The sequence below is a fragment of the Acinetobacter sp. NBRC 100985 genome (assembly GCF_000241225.1).
GTDB classification, from domain to species: domain Bacteria; phylum Pseudomonadota; class Gammaproteobacteria; order Pseudomonadales; family Moraxellaceae; genus Acinetobacter; species Acinetobacter venetianus.
Genome location: NZ_BAEB01000018.1, coordinates 12,400 through 34,424 on the forward strand (window position 1 = coordinate 12,400; position 22,025 = coordinate 34,424).

Consider the following 22,025-nt stretch of genomic DNA (forward strand, 5'->3'; position numbering starts at 1 on the left):
TTTTTAGGGACTCAATTCAATTACTTAGAGCCTTTGATTCCTGCTTGCAATAACAAAGCACCTAAACCACCGATTTTTTGCTCTTGCGGTTTTTCAGTTTTTGGCTTGTTATTTTGTGGACGCTTAAAGTCGCCCTCTTTACGTGGTGGGCGTTGACCTTGTGGTTTACGCTCAGTACGGTCTTGCTGTGGACGTTGTTGACGCGGTGCTTTTGCTGGAGCAGCACCTTCAGCACGCATACTGAGGTTCACACGGTTACGTTCCACATCGACCTGCATCACACGTACTTGTACGATTTGACCCGGTTTTACCACTTTATGCGGATCTGAGACAAACTCGTTTGCAAGTTCAGAGATATGCACAAGACCATCTTGATGTACACCCACGTCAACGAATGCACCAAAGTTCGTGACATTAGTTACGACACCTTCAAGCTGCATACCTTCAGTCAATTGCGCAACTTCAGTAATGTCTTCACGGAACTTCGCAGTACGGAACTCAGGACGTGGATCACGACCTGGTTTTTCCAATTCTGCTAAAACGTCTTGAATCGTCGGTAAACCAAATTTGTCATCAACAAACTCATCTGCTTTAACCTGACGAATAATCTCGGTATTGCCAATAATGTCTTTAACCGTAGTTGCTTTCGCTGCAACGATTTTTTCTACCAGACCATAACTTTCAGGGTGAACAGCTGATGCATCCAATGGTTCAGAACCATCTTGAACACGTAAGAAACCTGCCGACTGTTCAAAAGTACGCTCACCTAAACGTGGCACTTTCTTCAACGATTGACGGTTATCAAAACGACCATTTTCTTTACGATATTCAACGATCTGCTGTGCAATTGATTTATTTAAACCAGCAATATAAGCCAAAATCGCAGGTGAAGCTGTATTCACATCTACACCAACAGCATTCACACAGTCTTCAACTACTGCATCCAAAGTTTTTGCTAGACCCGTCTGGTTTACATCGTGTTGATACTGACCAACACCAATTGATTTTGGATCAATTTTAACGAGTTCAGCCAATGGATCTTGTAAACGACGTGCAATCGAAACTGCACCACGAATCGATACATCAAGATCAGGAAGCTCCTGCGCAGCAAGCTCACTCGCCGAATAAACCGATGCGCCTGCTTCGCTGACAGTTACACGCGTCAATTGCAGATCCGTATTCGCAGCCATCATTTCAGCAACAACGGCTTCTGTTTCACGACTCGCAGTACCATTACCAATCGCAATAAGTTCCACGTGGAACTCTCGACATAAACGTGCGAGTTCAGCAATCGAACCTTCTTTATCTTCTTTCGGTGCAAATGGATAAATCGTGCTATGTGCCAACACATCACCCGCATCATTTACAACAGCGAGTTTCACGCCAGTACGAATACCAGGGTCAACACCTAGAGTTGTACGACCACCCGCAGGTGCAGAAAGTAATAAATGACGTAAATTTTCCGCAAAAACATCCATAGCTTCTGCTTCAGCAGCCAAGCGCTTATCCGTCAGCAATGAATGCTCAATCTGAGGACGAATCTTACCTAACCAAAATAATTTTGCAGTTTGTTTTAAATAATCTTGGCGGCTTTGTGGTTGAATTTGTTCAAGATTATATTCAACTTCAATACGAGCCAATGGAGCTTCATCTTCGCCATCTACTTTTAAACCAAGTACATTTTCTTGACGACCACGTAACATTGCCAATAAGCGATGAGAAGGAACTTTATTCAGATTTTCTGAGAATTCGAAATAATCACGGAACTTCTTGCCGACTTCTTTCTTTTCATCAGAAGCAACTGCACTTTTTAGAACAGCAGTTTTTGCAAAAGTTTGTTTTAATTCAGTCGTTAAGGCAATATTTTGTGCCCAATCATCGATCAAAATATGTTGGATTGCATCCAATTGACTCTCAACATCTGGATAATCTTCGTGGCTAAAACCAGCCAAAGCTTCTGTTGGATCAACTTGTTCTGCAATTATCTTTTCAGCGATTGGACCTAAGCCCGCTTCTTTTGCTTTAAATGATTTACTCGTACGTTTCGGACGATACGGTGCGTAAATTTCTTCTAATGCATTTTTAGTTTCTGCTGCATTTACACGCGCCAGTAAGTCATCGCTTAATTTATCTTGTTCTGTTAAAGATTGGATCACTTTCTCACGACGCTCGTATAAATCACGTAAATAGGCTAAACGTGTATCGAGTTGACGTAATTGAGTATCGTCTAAGCCTTGCGTGACCTCTTTACGGTAACGTGCGATAAAAGGAACACTAGCGCCTTCATCAATTAAACGAATAGCAGCTTCTACTTGGTTTGGACGTACGGCAAGTTCATTTGCCAACTGCTGAACTAAGTCAGTCATCGTGATTGATTCCACAAGGGTTAAGTCTAAAAGCACTGATTATAAAGTCCACGGCTATAAAATCCACCATTGTTTTTTTGAATATTTGGCGAGTATTTTTTGCAAATTGATGAATGTTTCTAAAATATCGACATTTTTTACTCTAAATATTGAAAAATAGATTGTTTGTCATAATTTTACCTGTATATATTTGGTATCTATCTCTTGATTTTATTGGCAATATTTGTTGCTTTATAACATAGCCAAACCTGTGCAATGAATCGTATACTCCCAAGCATTGCATAATGACGATGACAATAAACGATAAAGGAGCACATCATGAGTTTAGTTGTACCTGCTGAATCGACGGAAACCGTACACCATGAGACAGATCGTGTCGAACGCATTTTAGTGGTCGATGACGATGTGCGTTTGCGTACGCTTTTACAACGTTTCCTAGAAGACAAAGGTTTCGTCGTAAAAACTGCTCATGATGCAACACAGATGGATCGTTTATTACAACGTGAGTTGTTCTCGCTGATCGTCCTCGACTTTATGCTCCCTGTAGAAGATGGTTTAAGTATCTGTCGTCGTTTGCGTCAATCAAATATTGATACCCCGATTATTATGCTAACTGCACGTGGCAGTGACTCTGACCGTATTGCGGGTCTTGAGGCAGGTGCAGATGACTATTTACCAAAACCATTTAACCCAAATGAATTGTTAGCGCGTATTCGTGCCGTATTACGTCGCCAAGTCCGTGAAGTACCAGGCGCACCAAGTCAACAAGTTGAAGTGGTCAGCTTTGGTCCTTGGGCGTTAGACCTTTCTACTCGCACTTTAACCCGTGAAGGTCAAGTGGTTACACTTACGACGGGCGAATTTGCCGTGTTAAAAGCGCTTGTGCAGCATCCACGTGAGCCATTAACTCGCGACAAACTGATGAACTTGGCACGTGGCCGTGAATGGGGCGCAATGGAGCGTTCAATTGACGTTCAAGTTTCTCGTTTACGTCGTCTAATTGAAGACAACCCTGCCCGTGCACGTTATATCCAAACTGTTTGGGGTGTAGGTTACGTTTTTGTTCCAGATGGCGCGGAATAAAATCAGGAATCTAAACCTTGAAACTTGAACCAATTGATCCACAAGCATTTACAGATTTTGTTTCGTATTCTGAAAGACCACGAACAAAGTGGGAACGTTTTTTAGATAAAATCAAACCACGATCCGCCGCAATGCGTACCACGATTTTGGTACTCTTTATGGTGTTTTTCAGCCTCTTTATGTCATTGTGGTTCTTTTGGCGAACACTTTATTTACCTGAATTACAGCAACACGCTCGCTACCTCGCGATTGAATTAGAACTAGTCAACAATCCTGATATTCGTATTTTGCATCGCGACACTGAAGTCGATGTTGATACGTGGCTTAAAAATAGGATCGGGATTGAGTACATTACTGATCCCAAAGAATTTCCAAAAGTCGAAGATAAATTTTTAGCTGAGTTATTTACCAACCAAATCGAAAAAAAATTGGCGAAAGAACTTGGTGTTGATAATGCTGACAATGTGACGGTTTATTTCAAATTTAAACCAATCCCTCGTATCTGGATTCAAACACCAGAAATGAATGGCAATTGGGTTCGAGAGCCCTTAAAAACCTACACCAACTATAGTGTTGAGTTGATCGCAACATGGCTATTTGGTGTACCCATTTTATCTTCAATTATTATTTTAATTTTAGTTCGTCAAATGAATCGGCCATTGCGTCGATTACAGAATGCGGCCAACAATTATAGTAAAACAGGTAAAGCCCCTTACCTTGATACCAATCATGGTCCTTTAGAAATCCGTCAAGTGAACCAAGCGTTTAACCATATGGTGTATACATTGGAACAGACAGAGCGTGATCGCCAAATTATGTTGGCAGGGATTTCTCATGATTTACGTACACCATTAACTCGAATTCGATTAACTGCGGAAATGCTCCCAGATGAGTTTCTACGTGAAGGCTTAGTATACGATGTCGATGATATGGATGCGATTCTGAACCAATTCATTTCATACATGCGGGACGGTTCGGATGAGGAATTAACTGATACCAATATCAATACCTTATTACAAGAATTAGTAATCCAGTTCAAGCCGCTCGACATTCGCTTTGAGATGCAAGAATTACCGATTATTCCTGCACGTAGCTTGTCTCTAAAACGCTTAATTGCCAATTTGATTAACAATGCCAAGCGTTATGGTGCTGAACCGATTGAATTGTCAGCCAGTTATGTTGATGAACATATTTTAATTACTGTGGCAGATCACGGTGAAGGTATTCCACCTGATCAAGTTGAAGAGCTGATGCAACCCTTTGTTCGAGGCAATTCTGCACGAACAGTCCAAGGAAGCGGTTTAGGCTTAGCGATCGTAAAACGCATCGTGGATATTCATCAAGGACAAATCAATATTCGTAATCGTGAGCAAGGTGGTTTAGAAGTGGTCATCTCTCTTCCGATCTCAACTCAAGAGCCTGAAGAAAATCCGAGCAATACGATTGGCAAGATTAAACAAACACTTACAGGGCATTTTTAAACTGATTTTTGCTCATTAAAAATGCCACTTATTTGTAGTCAAAAATCATCTTCTATTTCACATATTAGACCTTAGCAGTAGTCCAATTCACTTTTGCACTTTTAGCGCTAAAATCCATATCTAATGAAAAAGCAATATTGAGAATGGATGATGTCTTTAAGTCGTATTCGCCTTGCATCTCTTCACGACAAAGTGATGAGTGCTGAGCAGGCAGCTCGCTTTATTGAAAATGATATGACGGTTGGTATGAGTGGCTTTACACGTGCAGGGGAAGCAAAAGCAGTCCCTCAAGCACTGGTTGAACAAGCTAAAAAAATCCGTTAAAAATCACGTTAATTACGGGCGCTAGCCTTGGAAACGACTTAGACAAACAACTGACTGAAGCAGGTGTTCTTGCGCGTCGTATGCCATTCCAAGTTGACAACACTTTACGTCGTGCAATTAACAATGGCGAAGTGATGTTCATTGACCAACATTTATCTGAAACTGTTGAGCAAATGCGTAACCAGCAGCTCAAGCGTCCTGATGTAGCCGTGATTGAGGCTGTTGCGATCACAGAAGAAGGTCATATTGTTCCAACAACATCTGTAGGGAACTCTGCGAGCTTCGCGATCTTCGCTGAAAAAGTGATTGTAGAAATCAATACGTCTTTAAGTGAAAACTTCGAAGGTTTGCATGACATTTACATCCCAACTTACCGTCCAACACGTACACCTGTACCTTTGACGAAAGTTGATGATCGTATTGGTTCAACTGCAATTCAAATTGATCCGGCGAAAATCGTTGGTATCGTGTTTAACAACACAGCGGACTCGCCATCGACTGTGACTGCACCTGATGCTGAGACTCAAGGTATCGCAAATCACCTCATTGCTTTCTTTGAAAAAGAAGTTGCTGCAGGTCGTTTGGCGAAAAACTTAGGTCCTTTACAAGCAGGTATTGGTTCGATTGCCAATGCCGTATTAACAGGTTTAAAAGATTCTAATTTTGAAGATCTAGTCATGTATTCTGAAGTACTTCAAGACTGTACTTTTGAATTAATTGATGCAGGTAAAATGAAGTTTGCCTCTGGTAGTTCTATTACGTTATCAGCACAATGTGGCGAACGCGTTTTTGGAAATCTCGAAAAATACAAAGACAAATTGGTGTTACGCCCTCAAGAAATTTCCAATCACCCTGAACTTGTTCGTCGTTTAGGAATCATCGGTATCAACACTGCCCTTGAGTTTGATATCTACGGCAACGTGAACTCAACGCATGTGTGTGGCACGAAGATGATGAATGGTATTGGTGGTTCAGGTGATTTTGCTCGTAATGCGCATTTAGCCATCTTCGTGACTAAATCAATTGCCAAAGGTGGTGACATTTCATCAATCGTTCCAATGGTCAGCCACGTTGACCACAACGAACATGATGTAGACATTTTAGTAACTGAAGTCGGTCTTGCTGATTTACGCGGTTTAGCGCCTCGTGAGCGTGCTCGTGTCATTATTGATAATTGTGTACATCCACTGTATCAAGGTGCGTTAAATGATTATTTTGAACGTGCTTGTGAACGTGGTGGACATACACCTCACATTTTACGTGAAGCATTGTCATGGCATGCAAACTTTGAAGAAACAGGTCAAATGCTTGTTGCTGACTCACTTGCAAAGACTGCATAAATACACAGAATTTTCTGATGTGAAAAAAGCTGAATCTTTATGATTCAGCTTTTTTTATTGTTAAAACTTCACACCATATGAAAGCCCCCAAATTTGCTGATCCATCTCAATATTGGCTTCTCCACCACCAAATGCTGTTGGAATCGATTGATTCCCTTTAACGGTTTCTTTTAAACCATAGGTATAAGCAACACTCAGCTCTTGTGCTCGATCAATATTCCATGTTGCTCCAACACTAACGTGATCTTTAATAACACCAGGCGCCAAAATATTTAAAAAAGTCTGACTTTCAGAAATAGGCTGATCATTATGGCTATATCCTGCACGTAGAGTAAGTTGTGGATTCAATTGATAACTTGCACCCACTTTATAAACATTAATATCTTTCCAACCGAAACCCTGCCCCTTTTCAGAACCAAAAGCATTGCCCGCCATTAATGAATCAAAACTAAAGACGTTGCCGACAGAATCCACATCCGAATAGTTGATACGCTGTATATCAGCTAGCAGTGTTAGTGCAGGGCTGGCTTTTACACTAACCCCTACACCATAACTTTCAGGAACATCAAAACTGCCTGCTTGAGCAAATAAGCCACGATACTGATCAAACTTGTCTGCTTTAATTTTTGATGAGTAATTTGCACCGACAGTCACTACGTCATTTAACTTAGCGCTCCAACCCACGCGAACACCGATTCCTGTCGATGAATCTTTGCCTTGATTACTTAAATGCTCACCATCTGTAGAAAATGGTGCAAAACCGGAAATGCCTTTCGCTTCAAAACGCTGGTAGAGAAAATTCGTTGCAACACCAATAGACTGATTTTCGCTGTACCGCCAAGCTACAGATGGAGAAACAAAGATCTGTGTTAAATCCACACCTGCTTCACCTGTATTACCAAAAGCAGCATAAGGATTATTCCGATATGAAGTATTCATCCCACCATTACCATAAACTGCCAGACCTAGAGCAACACTGTCATTTACCTTCTTATTGATCGCAATTTCAGGTAAAACAAAGTATTCACGACCATTCGCACTATATTGTCCATTCGCACCCGCTAGATTTCCTACAATCTCGCTAGAGCGCTTCGGGTTAAATAAGGTTGCACCAACATCCACGCGACTGTCTAACCATGCTAGACCTGATGGGTTACTCGCAATCGTTAAAGCATCGTTAAATGCCGCTATAGAAGCTCCTGCGTTACCCTGCGCCTTTACTCCATAGCCATGCATGAAATAGCCTGTAGTTGCGAAACTATGCTGAGATAGCGTAGATAAAATAAGAACTGGTAAAACAACCCCGAGAGACTTTTGCATAGTTTATCTGCATTAAAAATAATATATATCAAAGCATATTGTTTTTCTTTTATTCATATAACTAAGTAAAATTGAAGTACATATTCTTTTTATTCATAAGCTATTAATTAATAGGCACTTAACGAGAGCAATAGCGTAACAATAATGAATAGGTCTATTTTGAAGTATAAAAAAAGCCCCAAACAGATGTTTGAGGCTTTTTGAATATGGTGGCGTGACCCAGGATCGAACTGGGGACACACGGATTTTCAATCCGTTGCTCTACCGACTGAGCTATCGCGCCAATGGCGTGTATTAAGCCGTATCTCAGCTCAATAGTCAACAATTATCCTGAGCTTTTGATTTAATTGCCCATTTTTCACGCAAAATATTTTGGGTAAAAAAAATCCCTGATGGGATCAGGGATTGAAAATACAAATCTATGGTGGCGTGACCCAGGATCGAACTGGGGACACACGGATTTTCAATCCGTTGCTCTACCGACTGAGCTATCGCGCCAAAGTGGGCGTATTAAACAATGTTTGTCAAAATCCGTCAAGCAAATTTGTGGATTTTTCTATTAAGTGTTTAATTTTGCTCCAGAGTCCAGGTGAAAATCATATTTTCAGATTCGACCAATATGCGATAAACAGCGATGGATTGCGCCACAACCCGGTTCGAATTGTTTTACCCCTTGCTCTTCTTCCATACGGCAAACCTCTTCAACTAAGCGTTCCGCCACACCTCGACCACGATTGGCAGGGTGCACAACTATATATTCCAAAACACGGCTTTCACCTTGTCCTGTGACCCAGATTGCACCTATAATTTTGGTGTTAAATTCAGCGGTATAAACTGTGGTATATTGCTGTAGATCTTGTTCAAGTTGCTCCATCGCATCTTGCCCATCACCAAACTCTGGGCTGGTGTCATAAAGTCGCTCTAGCTGGGTACGAATCCCTAGATTTTCTAGTGAACTGTAAGCATGTACGGTAATAGGCATTGATTAACCCTCCTGAGCAAACTATGATGCTGTCACTTTTTCGTCACAGCGAAACTATTGGTTTTTAATTCAATCATTTTTGACGTTTTTTGAGGAACGTGTCCATGACGCAACGTATCAGTGAAGTGGTAAGAAATACCAACGAAACAAAAATTCGAGTTCGTCTCAATCTCGATGGTACTGGTCAAGGCACACTCAACACTGGAGTTCCATTTTTAGACCATATGATTGATCAAATCAAGCGCCATGGTCTATTTGATATCGACATTCATTGCGATGGTGATCTCGAAATTGATGATCATCACACCGTAGAAGACTGTGGAATCACCTTAGGACAAGCCTTTGCGCAAGCTTTAGGTGATAAAAAAGGCTTACGTCGTTATGGTCATTTTTATGCACCTCTCGATGAAGCACTTTCTCGTGTTGTAGTCGATTTGTCTGGTCGCCCGGGCTTGTTTATGGATATTCCATTCACTCGTGCACGCATCGGAACCTTCGATGTCGATTTATTCTCAGAATTTTTCCAAGGTTTTGTCAATCATGCACTGATGACATTACATATTGATAACCTGAAAGGAAAAAATAGCCACCATCAGATCGAAAGTGTTTTCAAAGCTTTAGCACGTGCATTACGTATGGCGTGTGAAGTTGATCCTCGTGCAGAGGGTATGATTGCTTCGACCAAAGGTAGCCTGTAATGACTCGTATTGCTTTACTTGATTATGGCATGGGCAACTTACACTCAGCAGCAAAAGCTTTAGAGCATGTGGGTGCAACAGTTGACGTGACCAACGACCCAAAACTTATTGAAAAAGCAGATAAAATTGTATTCCCTGGTGTTGGCGCCATGCGTGACTGTATGCAAGGGATGCATGAAGCAGGAATTGATGAAGTTGTTCGCAAAGCCGCTTTCAACAAACCCGTTTTAGCAATTTGTGTTGGTATGCAAGCGCTGCTACAAAGCTCTGAAGAAAATGGCGGCGTAGAAGCATTAGGTATTTTTGATGGTGTTGTTAAACATTTCCCAGCAATTCCAAACCTAAAAGTGCCACACATGGGATGGAACCAAGTGCATCAACTTGATCCAAACCATCCAATGTGGAACAACATTGAACAAGATGCACGTTTCTATTTCGTTCATAGCTACTATGTAGAACCCAAAGATGCGATAGTCACTGCAGCAACTTGTGATTATGGTGTGAACTTTTGTACCGCGATTCATAAAGATAATCTGTTCGCGACACAATTCCATCCTGAGAAAAGCCATACAGCAGGTTTACAGTTATTGAAAAACTTTGTGGAATGGAAAATTTAATTCGTTTTCAGCTGTTTTAAATATTCAAAATTAGGTCAATTGATATTGGCCTAATTTTTTTCATACGCATTTCTATTTATTTACAATTATTTTTTGCTTATTATGCAAACGCTTTGAATGAAAACCAAACAATTTATCTTTTAAAAAATTAATTTTAAAAATCAGTGACAACAGGAAAATAACATGTCATCTCATCTTCAAACAAATGATTCGGGTTTTAGTGCAAGTGGACGTTTTGGCCGACTATCTTATTTAGGCTGGAATATGTTACTCGTAGTCTTCGTATTCATTTTAGGTATTATCGCAGCATTTCTTGTCCCAGCTTTTAGCAGTTCATCAACAGGCTCATCGTTATATGTATTCGGTGGACTCTTTGTCATTGTTTATATTGCAATGATCTATTTCAGTTTCATTTTCTCGATTCGTCGTCTACATGATCGAAATCAAACAGGTTGGCTGTCATTGTTAGCGTTATTGCCACTCATAAATTTATTCTTTTTTATTTATTTAAGTTGTGCAAAAGGCGATGAAACTACAAATAACTACGGCTCACCACGTATTACTCAAGGTTGGGAAAAGGTTTTAGGGTGGATATATATCGTCATTTTCCCACTCAGTATCTTAGCGATCGCAGCAACCGCTATTCCTGCGTATCAAAACTATATTCAAAAAAGCCAACAAATCCAAATGGAACAAATGAATAGATATGCTGAATAAAATGCATAAATAGAATATTTATTTCAAAGCCAAGTTTTCTAACTTGGCTTTTTCATTTCAAGAAAAACGTTTAAGCTCATCTAATAGATTTGAGTTGAATCCAATGAAAATGCAGCAAAAGCCAAAACTTTTAAGCAAAGAAGAAATAAGAACTTTTCCTGCATTTCAAAATTTAGATACTCACAATATTTTAGTCATTCAAACGCTTGCACAATGTCTCAGCATTCAAGATGAACTCTATTCCATTCAAGTGTTTGGCTTCGATACTGAATCTAAACCCACATTCAAAGTCGGTGAGAAATCAACTGGACCTCACCTCGTACAACTTGCAACCTCAGAGAAAGCATATCTGTTTCAAGTTAATCCTGACATTCTCAGCTTCTTAAAACCGATTTTGGAGAATGAACAACAACTCAAAGTTGGCTTTGGTTTAAAAAATGATAGTGCGAGTTTTCGCAGTAAAGGCATTGAACTCAACTCCCATATTGATCTATCAAAAAGCTTCTCAAGTTTTGGTTATACTTCCCAAGTCGGAATACAAACAGCAATTGCTGTCCTGTTTCAACGCCATTTAACCAAAAGTAAAAAAGTCAGCACGTCCAATTGGTCGGTAAAACAACTCAGCTCTCAACAGATCAACTATGCTGCCGCAGATGCCTATGCTGCACTCATGGTTTTTAAATATTTGTATCAACATCAACTTCTCTCTCCTCAATTACAACAAAAAGTCGTGAGAATACTTGAAGGTTCAGCATCCAAGGCTTAGCGATTGATCAATATTTTGATAATATGTAGCCAATTTAAATTTATGATGATGCAAGGAGCGAAAGCATGCTAATCATCCCTGCGATTGACCTGAAAGATGGTAAATGTGTTCGTTTAAAGCAAGGCCGTATGGAAGACGATACTGTTTTCTCTGATGATCCTGTTGCAACTGCACAACATTGGGTTGATGAAGGCGCTCGTCGCTTACACTTAGTTGACTTAAATGGTGCCTTCGCTGGTACGCCGATTCATAAACCTGTAGTTGAAGCAATTGCTCGTGCTCAGCCTGAGTTGCCAATTCAAATTGGCGGTGGTATCCGCTCACTTGAAACCATCGAGCACTATTTAGATGCTGGCGTATCATTCGTAATTATTGGCACAAAAGCCGTCAAAGAACCTGAGTTTGTTGAAGAAGCATGTAAACGTTTTGCGGGTCACATCATTGTCGGTATCGATGCAATCAATGGTATGGTTGCAACTGATGGCTGGGCAAATGTCACTGATGTAAAAGCAACTGATCTTGCTAAACGTTTTGCTGATGCTGGCGTATCTAGCATTGTTTACACTGATATTGCGCGTGATGGCATGATGCAAGGTGTAAATGTTGAGCAAACTGTAAATCTAGCTGCTTATTCAGGTCTTCCCGTAATTGCTTCAGGCGGTGTGACTAACCTTGATGATGTTCGTAACTTAAAAGGCCAAAAAGGCATTTTAGGTGCGATCACAGGTCGCGCAATCTACGAAGGTACACTTAACCTTCGTGAAGCTCAATTATTGTTAGACCAACAATCATTGTAATTCTCTGCATTCGCTCTAGTGATTGAAATGATGACTAGAGCTTTTTCTGCTTAAATGTTATCCTTATCCAAACTCTCATCTCAAAGTTCCATCCCATAATGACACTTACGCCACCTTAGTTTTTTACACATCCCATCTGTAAGTAACTCATCACTGTCTAGTGATGTGGTGTAGTCTTGTGTTTTTATATCACATCACTAGCCTTTAATTTTCAAAGAAAAAAATAGGCTATTTCTATGTTATCCAATGTTCGAGAACAATGGTTTTCCAATATCCGTGCGGATATTTTGGCAGGGCTGGTTGTCGGTTTAGCACTCATTCCTGAGGCAATCGCATTCTCTATTATTGCGGGTGTTGACCCTAAAGTCGGCTTGTATGCATCATTCTGTATCGCAGTCGTGATCTCATTTGTCGGTGGACGACCTGCTATGATTTCGGCGGCAACTGGTGCGATGGCACTGGTTATGGCCACGCTAGTGAAAGAACACGGCTTGCAGTATTTACTGGCTGCAACGATTCTAACGGGCGTCATTCAGATTCTTGCAGGTTATCTCAAACTCGCCAAACTCATGCGCTTTGTCTCTAAATCTGTGGTGATTGGTTTCGTCAATGCGCTCGCGATTTTGATTTTTATGGCGCAGCTGCCCGAACTAGTCAATGTCACATGGCATGTTTATGCACTGGTTGGTTTAGGTTTAGCGATTATTTATCTATTTCCATTGATTCCTAAAATTGGCAGCTTTTTACCTTCACCATTGGTCTGCATCATTGCTGTCACGCTCGTTGCTATTTATTTCGGAATTGATATTCGTACTGTCGGTGATATGGGCTCGTTACCAGATACTTTACCGATCTTTTTACTCCCCGATATTCCGCTTAACCTAGAAACACTCCAAATCATTTTGCCTTATTCGATTGCTTTGGCTGCTGTGGGTTTACTTGAATCAATGATGACCGCAACGATCATTGATGAAATGACAGATACACCCAGTGATAAATTCCAAGAATGTAAAGGTCAAGGCATTGCCAATATCGCGTCAGGTTTCATGGGAGGGATGGCAGGCTGTGCCATGATTGGTCAATCGATCATCAATGTAAAATCAGGTGGTCGCGCACGTCTTTCAACCTTCTGTGCAGGTATATTCTTACTCATTTTGGTCGTGTTTATTAGTGACTGGTTAAAAGTCATTCCAATGGCGGCATTGGTTGCGGTGATGATCATGGTTTCAATCAGTACCTTTGAATGGAAGTCATTAACCACATTTAAAGCCAATCCTAAGAGCAGTAATATCGTGATGCTCGCGACCGTTGCCGTGGTAGTTGCCACCCATAACCTTGCCTTAGGTGTGCTGACAGGTGTGTTACTTTCAGCGTTATTCCTTGCTAATAAATTAGAAAATGATATTCATATCGAGCATTATTTTGAAGGTGATGTCCGCGTTTACGATCTTAAAGGGCAGATTTTCTTTAGTTCATCAGAAAAATTTATGCAGAGCTTCGATTTTCAAGAACCTGTTAATGATGTGATTATTGACCTGACACACTCTCACATCTGGGATGTTACCTCCGTTGCCATGCTTGATTCTGTCGTCAATAAATTTCAAAGAAATGGTGCCAATGTGACCGTTCGTGGTTTGAACGAAGCCAGCTCAATTATGATTGATAAATATGGTACGCATAGCAAACATCATTTTGAAACGATCTAATATTCATTGATCGTTTCAAAATCCCAAAGAGCCAAATTCAAAAATTTGGCTCTTTTTAATACTAATAAATGACATTACGAACAAATTTCAGCGTACCCTTGCCTTGATTGCAATAACGATAATGTGTCGAGCTTTCAAATAAAATGGATGATCCAGTACTAATCACTTGTGTACCTGATTCTAATTCCAGACTGAGCTCACCCTCGATCACATAGATTAATTCTTGCCAACCTTGTTGATCAGGTTCGGCCACGTATGTTTCTCCTTCTGCCAAACTCCATGTCCACAATTCAACCTGCGCACGTGCAGGAACAGCAGCATGCAAAACTGCCTGACTTTCAAGCTGCTCCCCCTGCCACGCAATCGTGTTAACAACTGCCGAATCTGCAAACTCAGGCGCACTGACAAGACGTTTAAAGTCGACTCCTAAAGCATTTGCGATAGCATCTAGTTTCGCTAAACTAATATTGACCTGTCCTGCTTCAAGTGCGGCGATGGTTCGCCGGCTCAGCCCTGCCCGATCAGCTAGCTCTTGTTGACTGAGCTGCGATTGGTCACGGAAGAAACGTATATTTTCGCCGACATATTGCAAGATGGCTTCTGATTGGCTCATTCAATTCAATCATAAAAAACAATGTGCAATATATTGCACAACATTAAAAACCAATGCAATATGTGCAGTATATTGCACACATCCTGTATTCGGAATTTTTACTTTGACGAATTTGTCACAATCGCCCAAAGCGGCTCAATTCGCCCTGATCTTTATCACGATGATTTGGGGTGGAACATTTTTAGCGGTTCAATATGCACTAAATTTTAGTACGCCGATGTTTTTTGTCGGCTGTCGATTTGCTGTCGCAGCACTGGTTATTTTTCTGATTTCAGTAAAATCCTTGAGCGGCTTAACGCTCAAAGAAACGTTTGCTGGGACAGCGATTGGTGTGATGATTGCCATTGGCTATGGCACTCAAACCATTGGACTGCAAACTATTTTAAGTAGTGAGTCTGCTTTCCTAACGGCGCTTTATGTCCCGCTTGTTCCTATTTTGATGTGGGCTATTTTTCAGAAACGCCCTTCACTGATGACATGGATTGGAACAGGATTAGCATTTACAGGTTTGGTGTTGCTGACAGGAAATGGATTTTCAAGTATTAGCCTAAATTATGGACAAGTTCTTACACTGATTTGTGCAGTTGTGATTGCGATGGAAATCATTTTGATTGGCTATTTTGCAGGTAAAGTAAATTTAAGGCGCGTGACTATCATCCAACTTACAGTTGCCTCATTACTCTGTTTTGCTAGTATGCCTCTCGTTGGTGAGCATACGATTCCAAGCTTTTCATGGCCACTATTTCTAGTGGCTGTCGGGCTAGGTCTCGCGAGTGCATTGATTCAATTCGTCATGAACTGGGCACAAAAAATGGTTGATCCAACACGTGCGGCGATTATCTATGCTGGAGAACCTGTCTGGGCAGGTGTATTTGGACGTATCGCAGGTGAACGTTTACCACTTTTAGCATTATTTGGTGGCTTATTGGTGGTCGTAGGTGTGCTCGTAAGTGAATTGAAACTCAAAATATTAAAAGACAAATAAGACTAAAAAATTAAAATTATCCAACTCAATGAGAAGGTTCTTTCTTTTTAAGCAACATATTCGGTTGATAGTATTCAACCGTTGGCATCGGATCATAGAATGGATGCAATAATGTCTTCCATTCTTGATACGCTGCTGATTTTCTAAAACCTTCAGTATGATGTTCTATACTGTCCCAAAAAATCATCAAAATGTAGTGGTGATTGTCCTCGACATGTTTAATCAGTTGAACTGCATTCAGCCCATCCATTGGGTAAATAATCTGTTTAGCTTGCTGAAAGGCTAACTCAAACGCTTCACTTTGATTGGGCTTAATATTTAAATGTACATGCTCAATAATCACAATCACACCGTATGAAGTCAGGTTTATTGATACATCGGTTTATTATCATTTAAAGCAATTAAACCACGGATTGCACGATAGACAATCCACACCCATGCACCGAACACGGCAGCAAAGGCAAAAGTCGTTGCCGTTAACGCAACACCCGCAAACGCCGTTCCATTATCACCTGTAAAGAACAAGAATAAGAACGGAACAAAGGCGATAATATTCCAAGCTAAATACCACCAGAAGGTGCGAATTTGCCAAGTAAAATGACTTTCAAATATCGAGCCTTGAACATCACTACGTTTTACATAGTTAATGATGAGCGCAATGATCGCCAATAAACCGCCAGTAAAAATGGCAATAATATAAAGTACATAAAGAACCAACGTTAAAGTACGGTTTGGATCTTGATCTACGGAATAGTTCATTTTTATTTATCTCCAAACTCCATCTCAATATTAATAAAACACATTGAGGGGAGAAATTAACCAACATATCAACAATATATGAAAGCCTATGGTACAGAAATAAATCTTACGGAACGGTTGTTTTTGTGTTTTATGTCTCAGTTTTTGCTGTGCAAGCCAACCAGCACACCATCCTCCTAGAGAATCAACGATATGTAAAGTCTGCTCAGGGATACGGCGATTGCCTAATTGTGCTGCTTCTTTGTCCTGTGCATATAGCCAATAGCTCAAAACATTCATCAAACTGACAAACAATAAAGTATAAGGCGGTAGCAATTTACTAAAGCTCGCAATCACCATAAATACAATATAAATCACGATACCGATTTGCATCGCCGACCAACGCTTCGCTGCTGTTGGTCGAGCTGGTTTTGTCTTATATTCAAAGACTTGTGATGCTTTTAAATAAGTGACTTGCTGAGCGCGATAACGACCGCGCTCATCGAGAATAATCGTGTATTCCAAAGCACAACCGACAATTGGTCGAGGGCCTGTGCGAGCAAAGTCTTTGATGTGCAAAAAAACGCGATCTTTGTGTACATCATTGGGTTGAATAAAGCCGTAACCTTTCTCATCAAACCATTCGACTAAACGACCTTGATCTCGCATAACTCTTCCTTAAGCACTGATTCTTTGTAAACGATCTTGTAACATCATACGCATTTCAAGCGGATCTTTTTGCGAGATATCATCACCTGTGCGCCCATGTTCAGCATTTTTTTGTGCCACTTGCAAACGCATACTCCAAAATCGACAAGCTGCCATCGCCAAGAAAATATCAAGACATGCAAGCTCATCTTGAGTTAATGGACGAATCGCTTGATAAGCTGCTAAATAATGCGCTGCTTTTTCTTGATCAAGATGGGCTTGAGGATAAGCTGTACAAAAGTCATTGATACTAATTGCAATATCAAAGAGCCATTCATCTTGATTCAATTCATAAAAATCAAGAATCCCTTGTAATTCATCACCCTCAAATAAGGTATTGTCTCTAAATAAATCAGAGTGAATAAAACCCACAGGACGGTCAGGATGTTGCTGGGTAATTTCAGCAAACTTTTGGAAAACCTGCGCCGATAATGCTTGATCTTCAGCATTCATTTTGGGTTGAAGCTGTGCCGCGACATCAGACCAATATTGATGATTACGATTAAAATCGCGTTCTAAAGGAAAATCATGTAACGCTAAATGCATTTTCGCCTGTGCTTGAGCAATTGCATCAACCTGTTTAATCGTGGTTTGCTCTGGATGTTGGCCCATCAAACGCGGTGCAATCTGTGCAGGTTTATTGGCAATGCTATGAATCGCTTGTCCATGATGTTTTAACGGTACTGCAACTGGAACGCCCGCCTCACCTAAACGATCAAGCACAGGAACAAGCTCACCTGCACCTTCAGCATCTAATTCCTCAAAAACAGTGAGTACATAGTGTTTCTGAGACTGATCCACCAAAAAATAATTGGTGTTTTGAATACCGCCTTGGATTGGAATGAGGTCAATCACTGCCAAACCATATGGTTCAGCGAATGCTTGAACTTCTTCTAAACTCAACGGGGTATAAACCGACATGGAAAACCTGCAAAAAATAGCTGTGAAGTTTGATAGAATACCCGTTCCCTCCATGAAGGTGTAGCACCAGAGTCGGTCTCCTTTCACTATTGGCGATTTTTTGGAAAATTTTATGCTCGCAAAACGTATTATCCCTTGCTTAGATGTTGATAATGGCCGAGTCGTCAAAGGCGTTCAATTCCTAGATATCCGTGACGCAGGTGATCCTGTAGAAGTCGCACGTCGTTATAACGAACAAGGTGCTGACGAAATTACTTTTTTAGATATTACTGCTACCCATCATGGACGAGATACGACTTATCGCACTGTAGAACGTATGGCTGAAAGCGTTTTCGTTCCACTCACCGTGGGTGGTGGCGTGCGTAAAGTTGAAGATATTCGTTTACTGCTGAATGCTGGCGCTGACAAAGTGAGTATCAACTCAGCTGCTGTTTTCACACCTGAGTTCGTACAAGAAGCCTCGCAGCGCTTCGGTGCACAATGTATCGTTGTTGCGATCGATGCCAAAAAAACGGGCGAGAACAAATGGGAAATTTTCACCCACGGCGGACGTAAACCGACGGGAATCGATGCGATTGAGTGGGCTATCAAAATGGCAGACTATGGTGCAGGCGAACTTCTCATCACAAGTATGGATGCCGATGGTACCAAAGCAGGTTATGACATTGCGCTGATGCGCCAGATCAATGATCGCGTCAATATCCCAACCATCGCTTCAGGCGGTGTTGGTAATCTACAGCATTTAGCAGACGGTATTTTAAAAGGTGGCGCTGATGCGGTGCTTGCTGCTTCGATTTTCCACTTTGGTCAACACACCATTCCAGAAGCCAAACAATACTTGGCAGATCAAGGCATTGAAATGCGTCTCTAAATCTTAGAGATACTCAAAAAAACCTCTCAATAATTTATTTCGAGAGGTTTTTTTTATTCTTTGACATTTCTTTCAGACAAAAAAATACCTTGCGGAACAAGGTATGGAAACTGCGTTTATACAACGCTAGAGGGTAAACAAAGTACAGCAAATCTGGATAAATATTAAGCAATAAAAAGGCTTGAGCTAAGGTAGCGATAAACTCAGCATAAATATTGACATTAAATCCCGATTTTATTGACAATTCACGACAAGCTCATCTTTATTGTCGTGATTTATCAAAATAATACTTTGTCTGGCTTATTTACCCTTAAGCGATAAGTTAAGCCACTGATGCACTTTGCTCTTGTTCTACGACAGGAGGCTTAACCAGTTTTGGCTTTTGCTCAACCCATTTTGCTGGAAATACAGATTCAATCGCATGACTGAGTGCTTTAGAAATAGGGGCTGGTAACTTGATGCCTAGCGGATTGTCCTCTTTTAAATCCGCAGATGAAACAACCCGAGTTCCCATCACATAATCAAACCATGGGCGTGTCACACACCAGTTCGCATCTTGGTTTGAGTTCATATGATGATCATAATGCCAAGGAATTGTACGACGTGCCCAATCAGGTTCTAAATGCGCGCGACGGTGCACATAATAATAATTTCCTGCACTGTAAATCGCGGCAAGTGACATCCCTTTTGAGAAAGGATAGAACACAACACTTGCTACACCCGCTGCCACAGCAAGAGACATTAACTCATTACGAGTACGCCAACTATCTAGCCCCTTAACATAACAATCATCAGAAAATTCTTGTTTGCGCACTTCACGATGGTGTGCCCAATGCGACTCCATACTTTTTGGAACTGGACTATAGCGTGGCTGTCCTGGGCGATGTACGCCATGTAAAACGTATTTATGTGCAAACCACTCAAATGCATTTGCAACGGCTAGACCTGCAATAAAACCCTTTAACATGGTTTTCTCCAAAAGATTCCTTATTTTTATTAAAGATATAAATTTTTATAGGCGAAGTATTGACGATACGATATAGTAATATTGACAAAACACGACAAGATCGGGAGTAGACGGGATGTCTCAACTCAAGAATTATACAGGCTCTGTATTTGGAGGTTTGGGGCACTTATTAAAAGCCTATTGCGAAGCAAAAAATATTGAAATTCCTGAACAATTACAACAAGTTCAAAACCTAGAGCGCTTTGATTATGTGATTTGGCGTGACTTGCTGGAAAACCTCAATGCGATGCACCCTAAAACAGGTTTAGGGTTAGAAATTGCGGAATATGTTCAACCGAAGCATCTGGGGATTATTGCTTATCTTGCTTTGTCCTGTGAAAATTTAGGCGAGGCTTTGGCCCGATATCATGACTTTCATCGACTGATTTATGATGGCAGCCCTCTCATTGTTGAGTTCAATCCACCTTATGTCTCGATTCGTTGGGAAGCCCCTGAACCTCATCCAACACAACTGACAGATGAAATTGCAATTGCCCTTATGGTGCAGTTTCTAAAGCTTTTTATGTCAGGCGAAAGTATTCATTTACATGAAGTCCACTTCGTCAATACAGCACCCAAAAACATCGCAATTTATGAGCAATACTTTCATTGTCGTGTTCGTTTTGAACAGCCTAAAACTCAATTATTGCTTCCTGTCAGTGAAGCGTTTAAACCGCTTAGAACTGGCGATCACACATTACAACAGCTCTTGTTAAAACAAGCACAGGCACTCTTGGAACAACTACCAAACTCAACTCAACTGGATCAACGTTTACAACATTCCATTTTGACTGGACTACAAAAAACCAATATCAAATTGATTTTATTGCTGAGAAATTAGGACTTTCAGTACGACAATTACAACGTCATTTACAACAACAAAACACCACTTTCCAAGAGCGCGTACAGCAAATCCGCTTTATGCTGGCAACCGAATATTTAAAAGACCCTCATTTGAGCCTACAAGAAATCGCCCTACTACTTTGCTATTCAGAACAAAGCGCTTTTCAACGTGCTTTTAAGATTTGGACAGGACAAACGCCTCAGCAATGGCGGAAAGACAACACAACTTACAATTCGTAATAAATTTCGGGGCAAACTAACGGTTTCACAATTGATCATTATTTTTACACCATTTATACAATAGCCTACAACCTGCGTGAATTAATTCACATTTATTTCACATAGGTTGAACATATCCACAATAAATTTTTGGATGGTTACTTTTTATTTTTTATAAATTGTGTGGTGATAAAAATGAACAAATATTTAGCAGAATTTCTCGGAACCTTTTGGCTCGTATTTGGTGGTTGTGGTAGTGCAGTGCTTGCAGCTGCATTTCCAGAACTTGGAATCGGTTTCTTAGGTGTTGCTTTTGCTTTTGGTTTAACTGTTTTAACAGGCGCTTATGCCTTTGGTCATATTTCTGGAGCGCACTTTAACCCAGCTGTCAGTGTGGGCTTATGGGTGGGTGGTCGTATCGAAGCCAAAGATTTAGCACCATATATTATTTCGCAAGTGCTCGGTGCAACATTCGCCGCATTTATTCTTTACATTATCGTTCAAGGTCAAGCAGGCTTTGCAGGCACAGGTGGCTTCGCAACCAATGGTTATGGTGAGTTATCTCCAAACCACTTTTCGTTGGCTTCAGCATTTTTAATTGAAGTGGTTTTAACAGCCGTTTTTTTAATTATCATTTTATTGTCTACACATAAGAATGCCCCTGCTGGTTTTGCTCCGATTGCGATTGGTTTAACCTTAACAGTGATTCATTTAATCAGTATTCCAGTCACCAATACATCTGTTAACCCTGCACGTAGTACAAGCGTTGCATTCTTTGCAGAAACAGCAGCATTAAGCCAACTTTGGTTGTTCTGGGTTGCACCAATTATTGGTGCTGTGATCGGTGCAATCATCTACAAGGTGGTAAGCAACGAGAAAAACTAAGCTATATTGCAATAAAAAACAGCCTGATTAGGCTGTTTT

Annotated in this window: 20 protein-coding genes, 2 tRNA genes and 2 pseudogenes; 13 read left to right on the plus strand and 11 right to left on the minus strand. The window is 40.7% G+C overall.

The window, feature by feature from the left end; genetic code table 11:
- Positions 1–20: 20 nt before the first annotated feature.
- Positions 21–2,366: a Tex family protein gene (locus ACT4_RS05275; RefSeq protein WP_007480305.1), complete on the minus strand. Its 2,346-nt coding sequence runs from the start codon at positions 2,364–2,366 to the stop codon at positions 21–23.
- Positions 2,367–2,684: 318 nt separating this feature from the next.
- On the opposite strand from ACT4_RS05275, the gene ompR reads away from it, so the two are divergent.
- The 3 genes and pseudogenes from ompR (at position 2,685) to ACT4_RS05290 (ending at position 6,594) form a co-directional block, all read left to right on the plus strand.
- Positions 2,685–3,449, plus strand: a complete 765-nt coding sequence (gene ompR / locus ACT4_RS05280; protein ID WP_004678831.1) for a two-component system response regulator OmpR — start codon at positions 2,685–2,687, stop codon at positions 3,447–3,449.
- Between the two features lie 17 nt (positions 3,450–3,466).
- Positions 3,467–4,930, plus strand: coding sequence for an ATP-binding protein (locus ACT4_RS05285; protein ID WP_004877919.1), 1,464 nt, complete (start codon positions 3,467–3,469; stop codon positions 4,928–4,930).
- 150 nt (positions 4,931–5,080) lie between these two features.
- Positions 5,081–6,594: pseudogene (locus ACT4_RS05290) on the plus strand (acetyl-CoA hydrolase/transferase family protein).
- A gap of 60 nt (positions 6,595–6,654) precedes the next feature.
- On the opposite strand, the gene ACT4_RS05295 reads toward ACT4_RS05290, so the two are convergent.
- The 4 genes from ACT4_RS05295 to ACT4_RS05310 all read right to left on the minus strand — a co-directional run bounded on the left by ACT4_RS05295 (position 6,655) and on the right by ACT4_RS05310 (position 8,896).
- The gene (locus ACT4_RS05295) at positions 6,655–7,914 is read right to left on the minus strand and encodes an OmpP1/FadL family transporter (protein WP_007480321.1); all 1,260 of its coding nucleotides are present in this window, start codon (positions 7,912–7,914) and stop codon (positions 6,655–6,657) included.
- A 207-nt stretch (positions 7,915–8,121) separates the two neighbouring features.
- A tRNA-Phe gene (locus ACT4_RS05300) sits at positions 8,122–8,197 on the minus strand.
- Between the two features lie 139 nt (positions 8,198–8,336).
- A tRNA-Phe gene (locus ACT4_RS05305) sits at positions 8,337–8,412 on the minus strand.
- A gap of 106 nt (positions 8,413–8,518) precedes the next feature.
- Entirely contained in the window at positions 8,519–8,896 is a 378-nt protein-coding gene (locus ACT4_RS05310; RefSeq protein WP_004877925.1) for a GNAT family N-acetyltransferase, read from the minus strand.
- Between the two features lie 104 nt (positions 8,897–9,000).
- Here ACT4_RS05310 and hisB point away from each other — a divergent pair, with 104 nt between their 5' ends.
- The 6 genes from hisB (at position 9,001) to ACT4_RS05340 (ending at position 14,197) form a co-directional block, all read left to right on the plus strand.
- Complete coding sequence (gene hisB, locus ACT4_RS05315) at positions 9,001–9,594, plus strand: imidazoleglycerol-phosphate dehydratase HisB (RefSeq protein ID WP_004877928.1); 594 nt, start codon at positions 9,001–9,003, stop codon at positions 9,592–9,594.
- Complete coding sequence (gene hisH, locus ACT4_RS05320; protein WP_007480325.1) at positions 9,594–10,211, plus strand: imidazole glycerol phosphate synthase subunit HisH; 618 nt, start codon at positions 9,594–9,596, stop codon at positions 10,209–10,211. Before hisB ends, hisH begins: the two co-directional genes overlap by 1 nt.
- Positions 10,212–10,394: 183 nt before the next feature.
- Complete coding sequence (locus ACT4_RS05325) at positions 10,395–10,928, plus strand: DUF805 domain-containing protein (RefSeq protein WP_007480327.1); 534 nt, start codon at positions 10,395–10,397, stop codon at positions 10,926–10,928.
- A 103-nt stretch (positions 10,929–11,031) separates the two neighbouring features.
- Positions 11,032–11,694, plus strand: coding sequence for an exonuclease (locus ACT4_RS05330; protein ID WP_007480328.1), 663 nt, complete (start codon positions 11,032–11,034; stop codon positions 11,692–11,694).
- A gap of 65 nt (positions 11,695–11,759) precedes the next feature.
- Positions 11,760–12,491 carry a 1-(5-phosphoribosyl)-5-[(5-phosphoribosylamino)methylideneamino]imidazole-4-carboxamide isomerase gene (gene hisA / locus ACT4_RS05335; protein ID WP_007480330.1) on the plus strand — a complete coding sequence of 244 codons (732 nt, stop codon included), beginning with the start codon at positions 11,760–11,762 and terminating at the stop codon, positions 12,489–12,491.
- Positions 12,492–12,727: 236 nt separating this feature from the next.
- Positions 12,728–14,197, plus strand: a complete 1,470-nt coding sequence (locus tag ACT4_RS05340; protein ID WP_007480331.1) for a SulP family inorganic anion transporter — start codon at positions 12,728–12,730, stop codon at positions 14,195–14,197.
- Between the two features lie 61 nt (positions 14,198–14,258).
- Here ACT4_RS05340 and ACT4_RS05345 read toward each other — a convergent pair whose 3' ends face one another.
- Complete coding sequence (locus ACT4_RS05345; protein WP_007480333.1) at positions 14,259–14,810, minus strand: helix-turn-helix domain-containing protein; 552 nt, start codon at positions 14,808–14,810, stop codon at positions 14,259–14,261.
- 103 nt (positions 14,811–14,913) lie between these two features.
- Between ACT4_RS05345 and ACT4_RS05350 the strand changes: the two genes are divergently transcribed.
- A complete protein-coding gene (locus tag ACT4_RS05350; protein ID WP_034604659.1) occupies positions 14,914–15,795 on the plus strand; it encodes a DMT family transporter in 882 nt (293 codons plus the stop codon).
- A gap of 25 nt (positions 15,796–15,820) precedes the next feature.
- Here ACT4_RS05350 and ACT4_RS05355 read toward each other — a convergent pair whose 3' ends face one another.
- The 4 genes from ACT4_RS05355 to ACT4_RS05370 are packed head-to-tail and all read right to left on the minus strand — an operon-like array spanning position 15,821 to position 18,162.
- Positions 15,821–16,138: an antibiotic biosynthesis monooxygenase gene (locus tag ACT4_RS05355; protein ID WP_034604648.1), complete on the minus strand. Its 318-nt coding sequence runs from the start codon at positions 16,136–16,138 to the stop codon at positions 15,821–15,823.
- Between the two features lie 23 nt (positions 16,139–16,161).
- Positions 16,162–16,554 carry a membrane protein gene (locus ACT4_RS05360; protein ID WP_004877943.1) on the minus strand — a complete coding sequence of 131 codons (393 nt, stop codon included), beginning with the start codon at positions 16,552–16,554 and terminating at the stop codon, positions 16,162–16,164.
- 30 nt (positions 16,555–16,584) lie between these two features.
- Positions 16,585–17,202, minus strand: coding sequence for a DUF1294 domain-containing protein (locus ACT4_RS05365; RefSeq protein ID WP_007480341.1), 618 nt, complete (start codon positions 17,200–17,202; stop codon positions 16,585–16,587).
- 9 nt (positions 17,203–17,211) lie between these two features.
- Positions 17,212–18,162 carry a homoserine kinase gene (locus tag ACT4_RS05370; RefSeq protein WP_007480343.1) on the minus strand — a complete coding sequence of 317 codons (951 nt, stop codon included), beginning with the start codon at positions 18,160–18,162 and terminating at the stop codon, positions 17,212–17,214.
- Between the two features lie 112 nt (positions 18,163–18,274).
- Between ACT4_RS05370 and hisF the strand changes: the two genes are divergently transcribed.
- Entirely contained in the window at positions 18,275–19,033 is a 759-nt protein-coding gene (gene hisF, locus ACT4_RS05375) for an imidazole glycerol phosphate synthase subunit HisF (RefSeq protein ID WP_007480344.1), read from the plus strand.
- Between the two features lie 322 nt (positions 19,034–19,355).
- Here the strand turns inward: hisF and ACT4_RS05380 are convergent, their stop codons facing one another.
- On the minus strand, positions 19,356–20,000 hold the full coding sequence (locus tag ACT4_RS05380) for a sterol desaturase family protein (RefSeq protein ID WP_007480345.1): 645 nt from the start codon (positions 19,998–20,000) through the stop codon (positions 19,356–19,358).
- Between the two features lie 115 nt (positions 20,001–20,115).
- Here ACT4_RS05380 and ACT4_RS05385 point away from each other — a divergent pair.
- Together ACT4_RS05385 and aqpZ are read left to right on the plus strand one after the other, a co-directional pair.
- Positions 20,116–21,122: pseudogene (locus ACT4_RS05385) on the plus strand (AraC family transcriptional regulator ligand-binding domain-containing protein).
- A 174-nt stretch (positions 21,123–21,296) separates the two neighbouring features.
- Entirely contained in the window at positions 21,297–21,986 is a 690-nt protein-coding gene (aqpZ, locus tag ACT4_RS05390) for an aquaporin Z (protein ID WP_007480350.1), read from the plus strand.
- Positions 21,987–22,025 lie beyond the last annotated feature (39 nt).

Bases quoted from the DNA above. Each gene is read 5' to 3' on its own strand.
- ACT4_RS05275 (WP_007480305.1), bottom strand. From the start codon at position 2,366: ATGACTGACTTAGTTCAGCAGTTGGCAAATGAACTTGCCGTACGTCCA.
- ompR (WP_004678831.1), top strand. From the start codon at position 2,685: ATGAGTTTAGTTGTACCTGCTGAATCGACGGAAACCGTACACCATGAG.
- ACT4_RS05295 (WP_007480321.1), bottom strand. From the start codon at position 7,914: ATGCAAAAGTCTCTCGGGGTTGTTTTACCAGTTCTTATTTTATCTACG.
- ACT4_RS05310 (WP_004877925.1), bottom strand. From the start codon at position 8,896: ATGCCTATTACCGTACATGCTTACAGTTCACTAGAAAATCTAGGGATT.
- hisB (WP_004877928.1), top strand. From the start codon at position 9,001: ATGACGCAACGTATCAGTGAAGTGGTAAGAAATACCAACGAAACAAAA.
- hisH (WP_007480325.1), top strand. From the start codon at position 9,594: ATGACTCGTATTGCTTTACTTGATTATGGCATGGGCAACTTACACTCA.
- ACT4_RS05325 (WP_007480327.1), top strand. From the start codon at position 10,395: ATGTCATCTCATCTTCAAACAAATGATTCGGGTTTTAGTGCAAGTGGA.
- ACT4_RS05330 (WP_007480328.1), top strand. From the start codon at position 11,032: ATGAAAATGCAGCAAAAGCCAAAACTTTTAAGCAAAGAAGAAATAAGA.
- hisA (WP_007480330.1), top strand. From the start codon at position 11,760: ATGCTAATCATCCCTGCGATTGACCTGAAAGATGGTAAATGTGTTCGT.
- ACT4_RS05340 (WP_007480331.1), top strand. From the start codon at position 12,728: ATGTTATCCAATGTTCGAGAACAATGGTTTTCCAATATCCGTGCGGAT.
- ACT4_RS05345 (WP_007480333.1), bottom strand. From the start codon at position 14,810: ATGAGCCAATCAGAAGCCATCTTGCAATATGTCGGCGAAAATATACGT.
- ACT4_RS05360 (WP_004877943.1), bottom strand. From the start codon at position 16,554: ATGAACTATTCCGTAGATCAAGATCCAAACCGTACTTTAACGTTGGTT.
- ACT4_RS05365 (WP_007480341.1), bottom strand. From the start codon at position 17,202: ATGCGAGATCAAGGTCGTTTAGTCGAATGGTTTGATGAGAAAGGTTAC.
- ACT4_RS05370 (WP_007480343.1), bottom strand. From the start codon at position 18,162: ATGTCGGTTTATACCCCGTTGAGTTTAGAAGAAGTTCAAGCATTCGCT.
- hisF (WP_007480344.1), top strand. From the start codon at position 18,275: ATGCTCGCAAAACGTATTATCCCTTGCTTAGATGTTGATAATGGCCGA.
- ACT4_RS05380 (WP_007480345.1), bottom strand. From the start codon at position 20,000: ATGTTAAAGGGTTTTATTGCAGGTCTAGCCGTTGCAAATGCATTTGAG.
- aqpZ (WP_007480350.1), top strand. From the start codon at position 21,297: ATGAACAAATATTTAGCAGAATTTCTCGGAACCTTTTGGCTCGTATTT.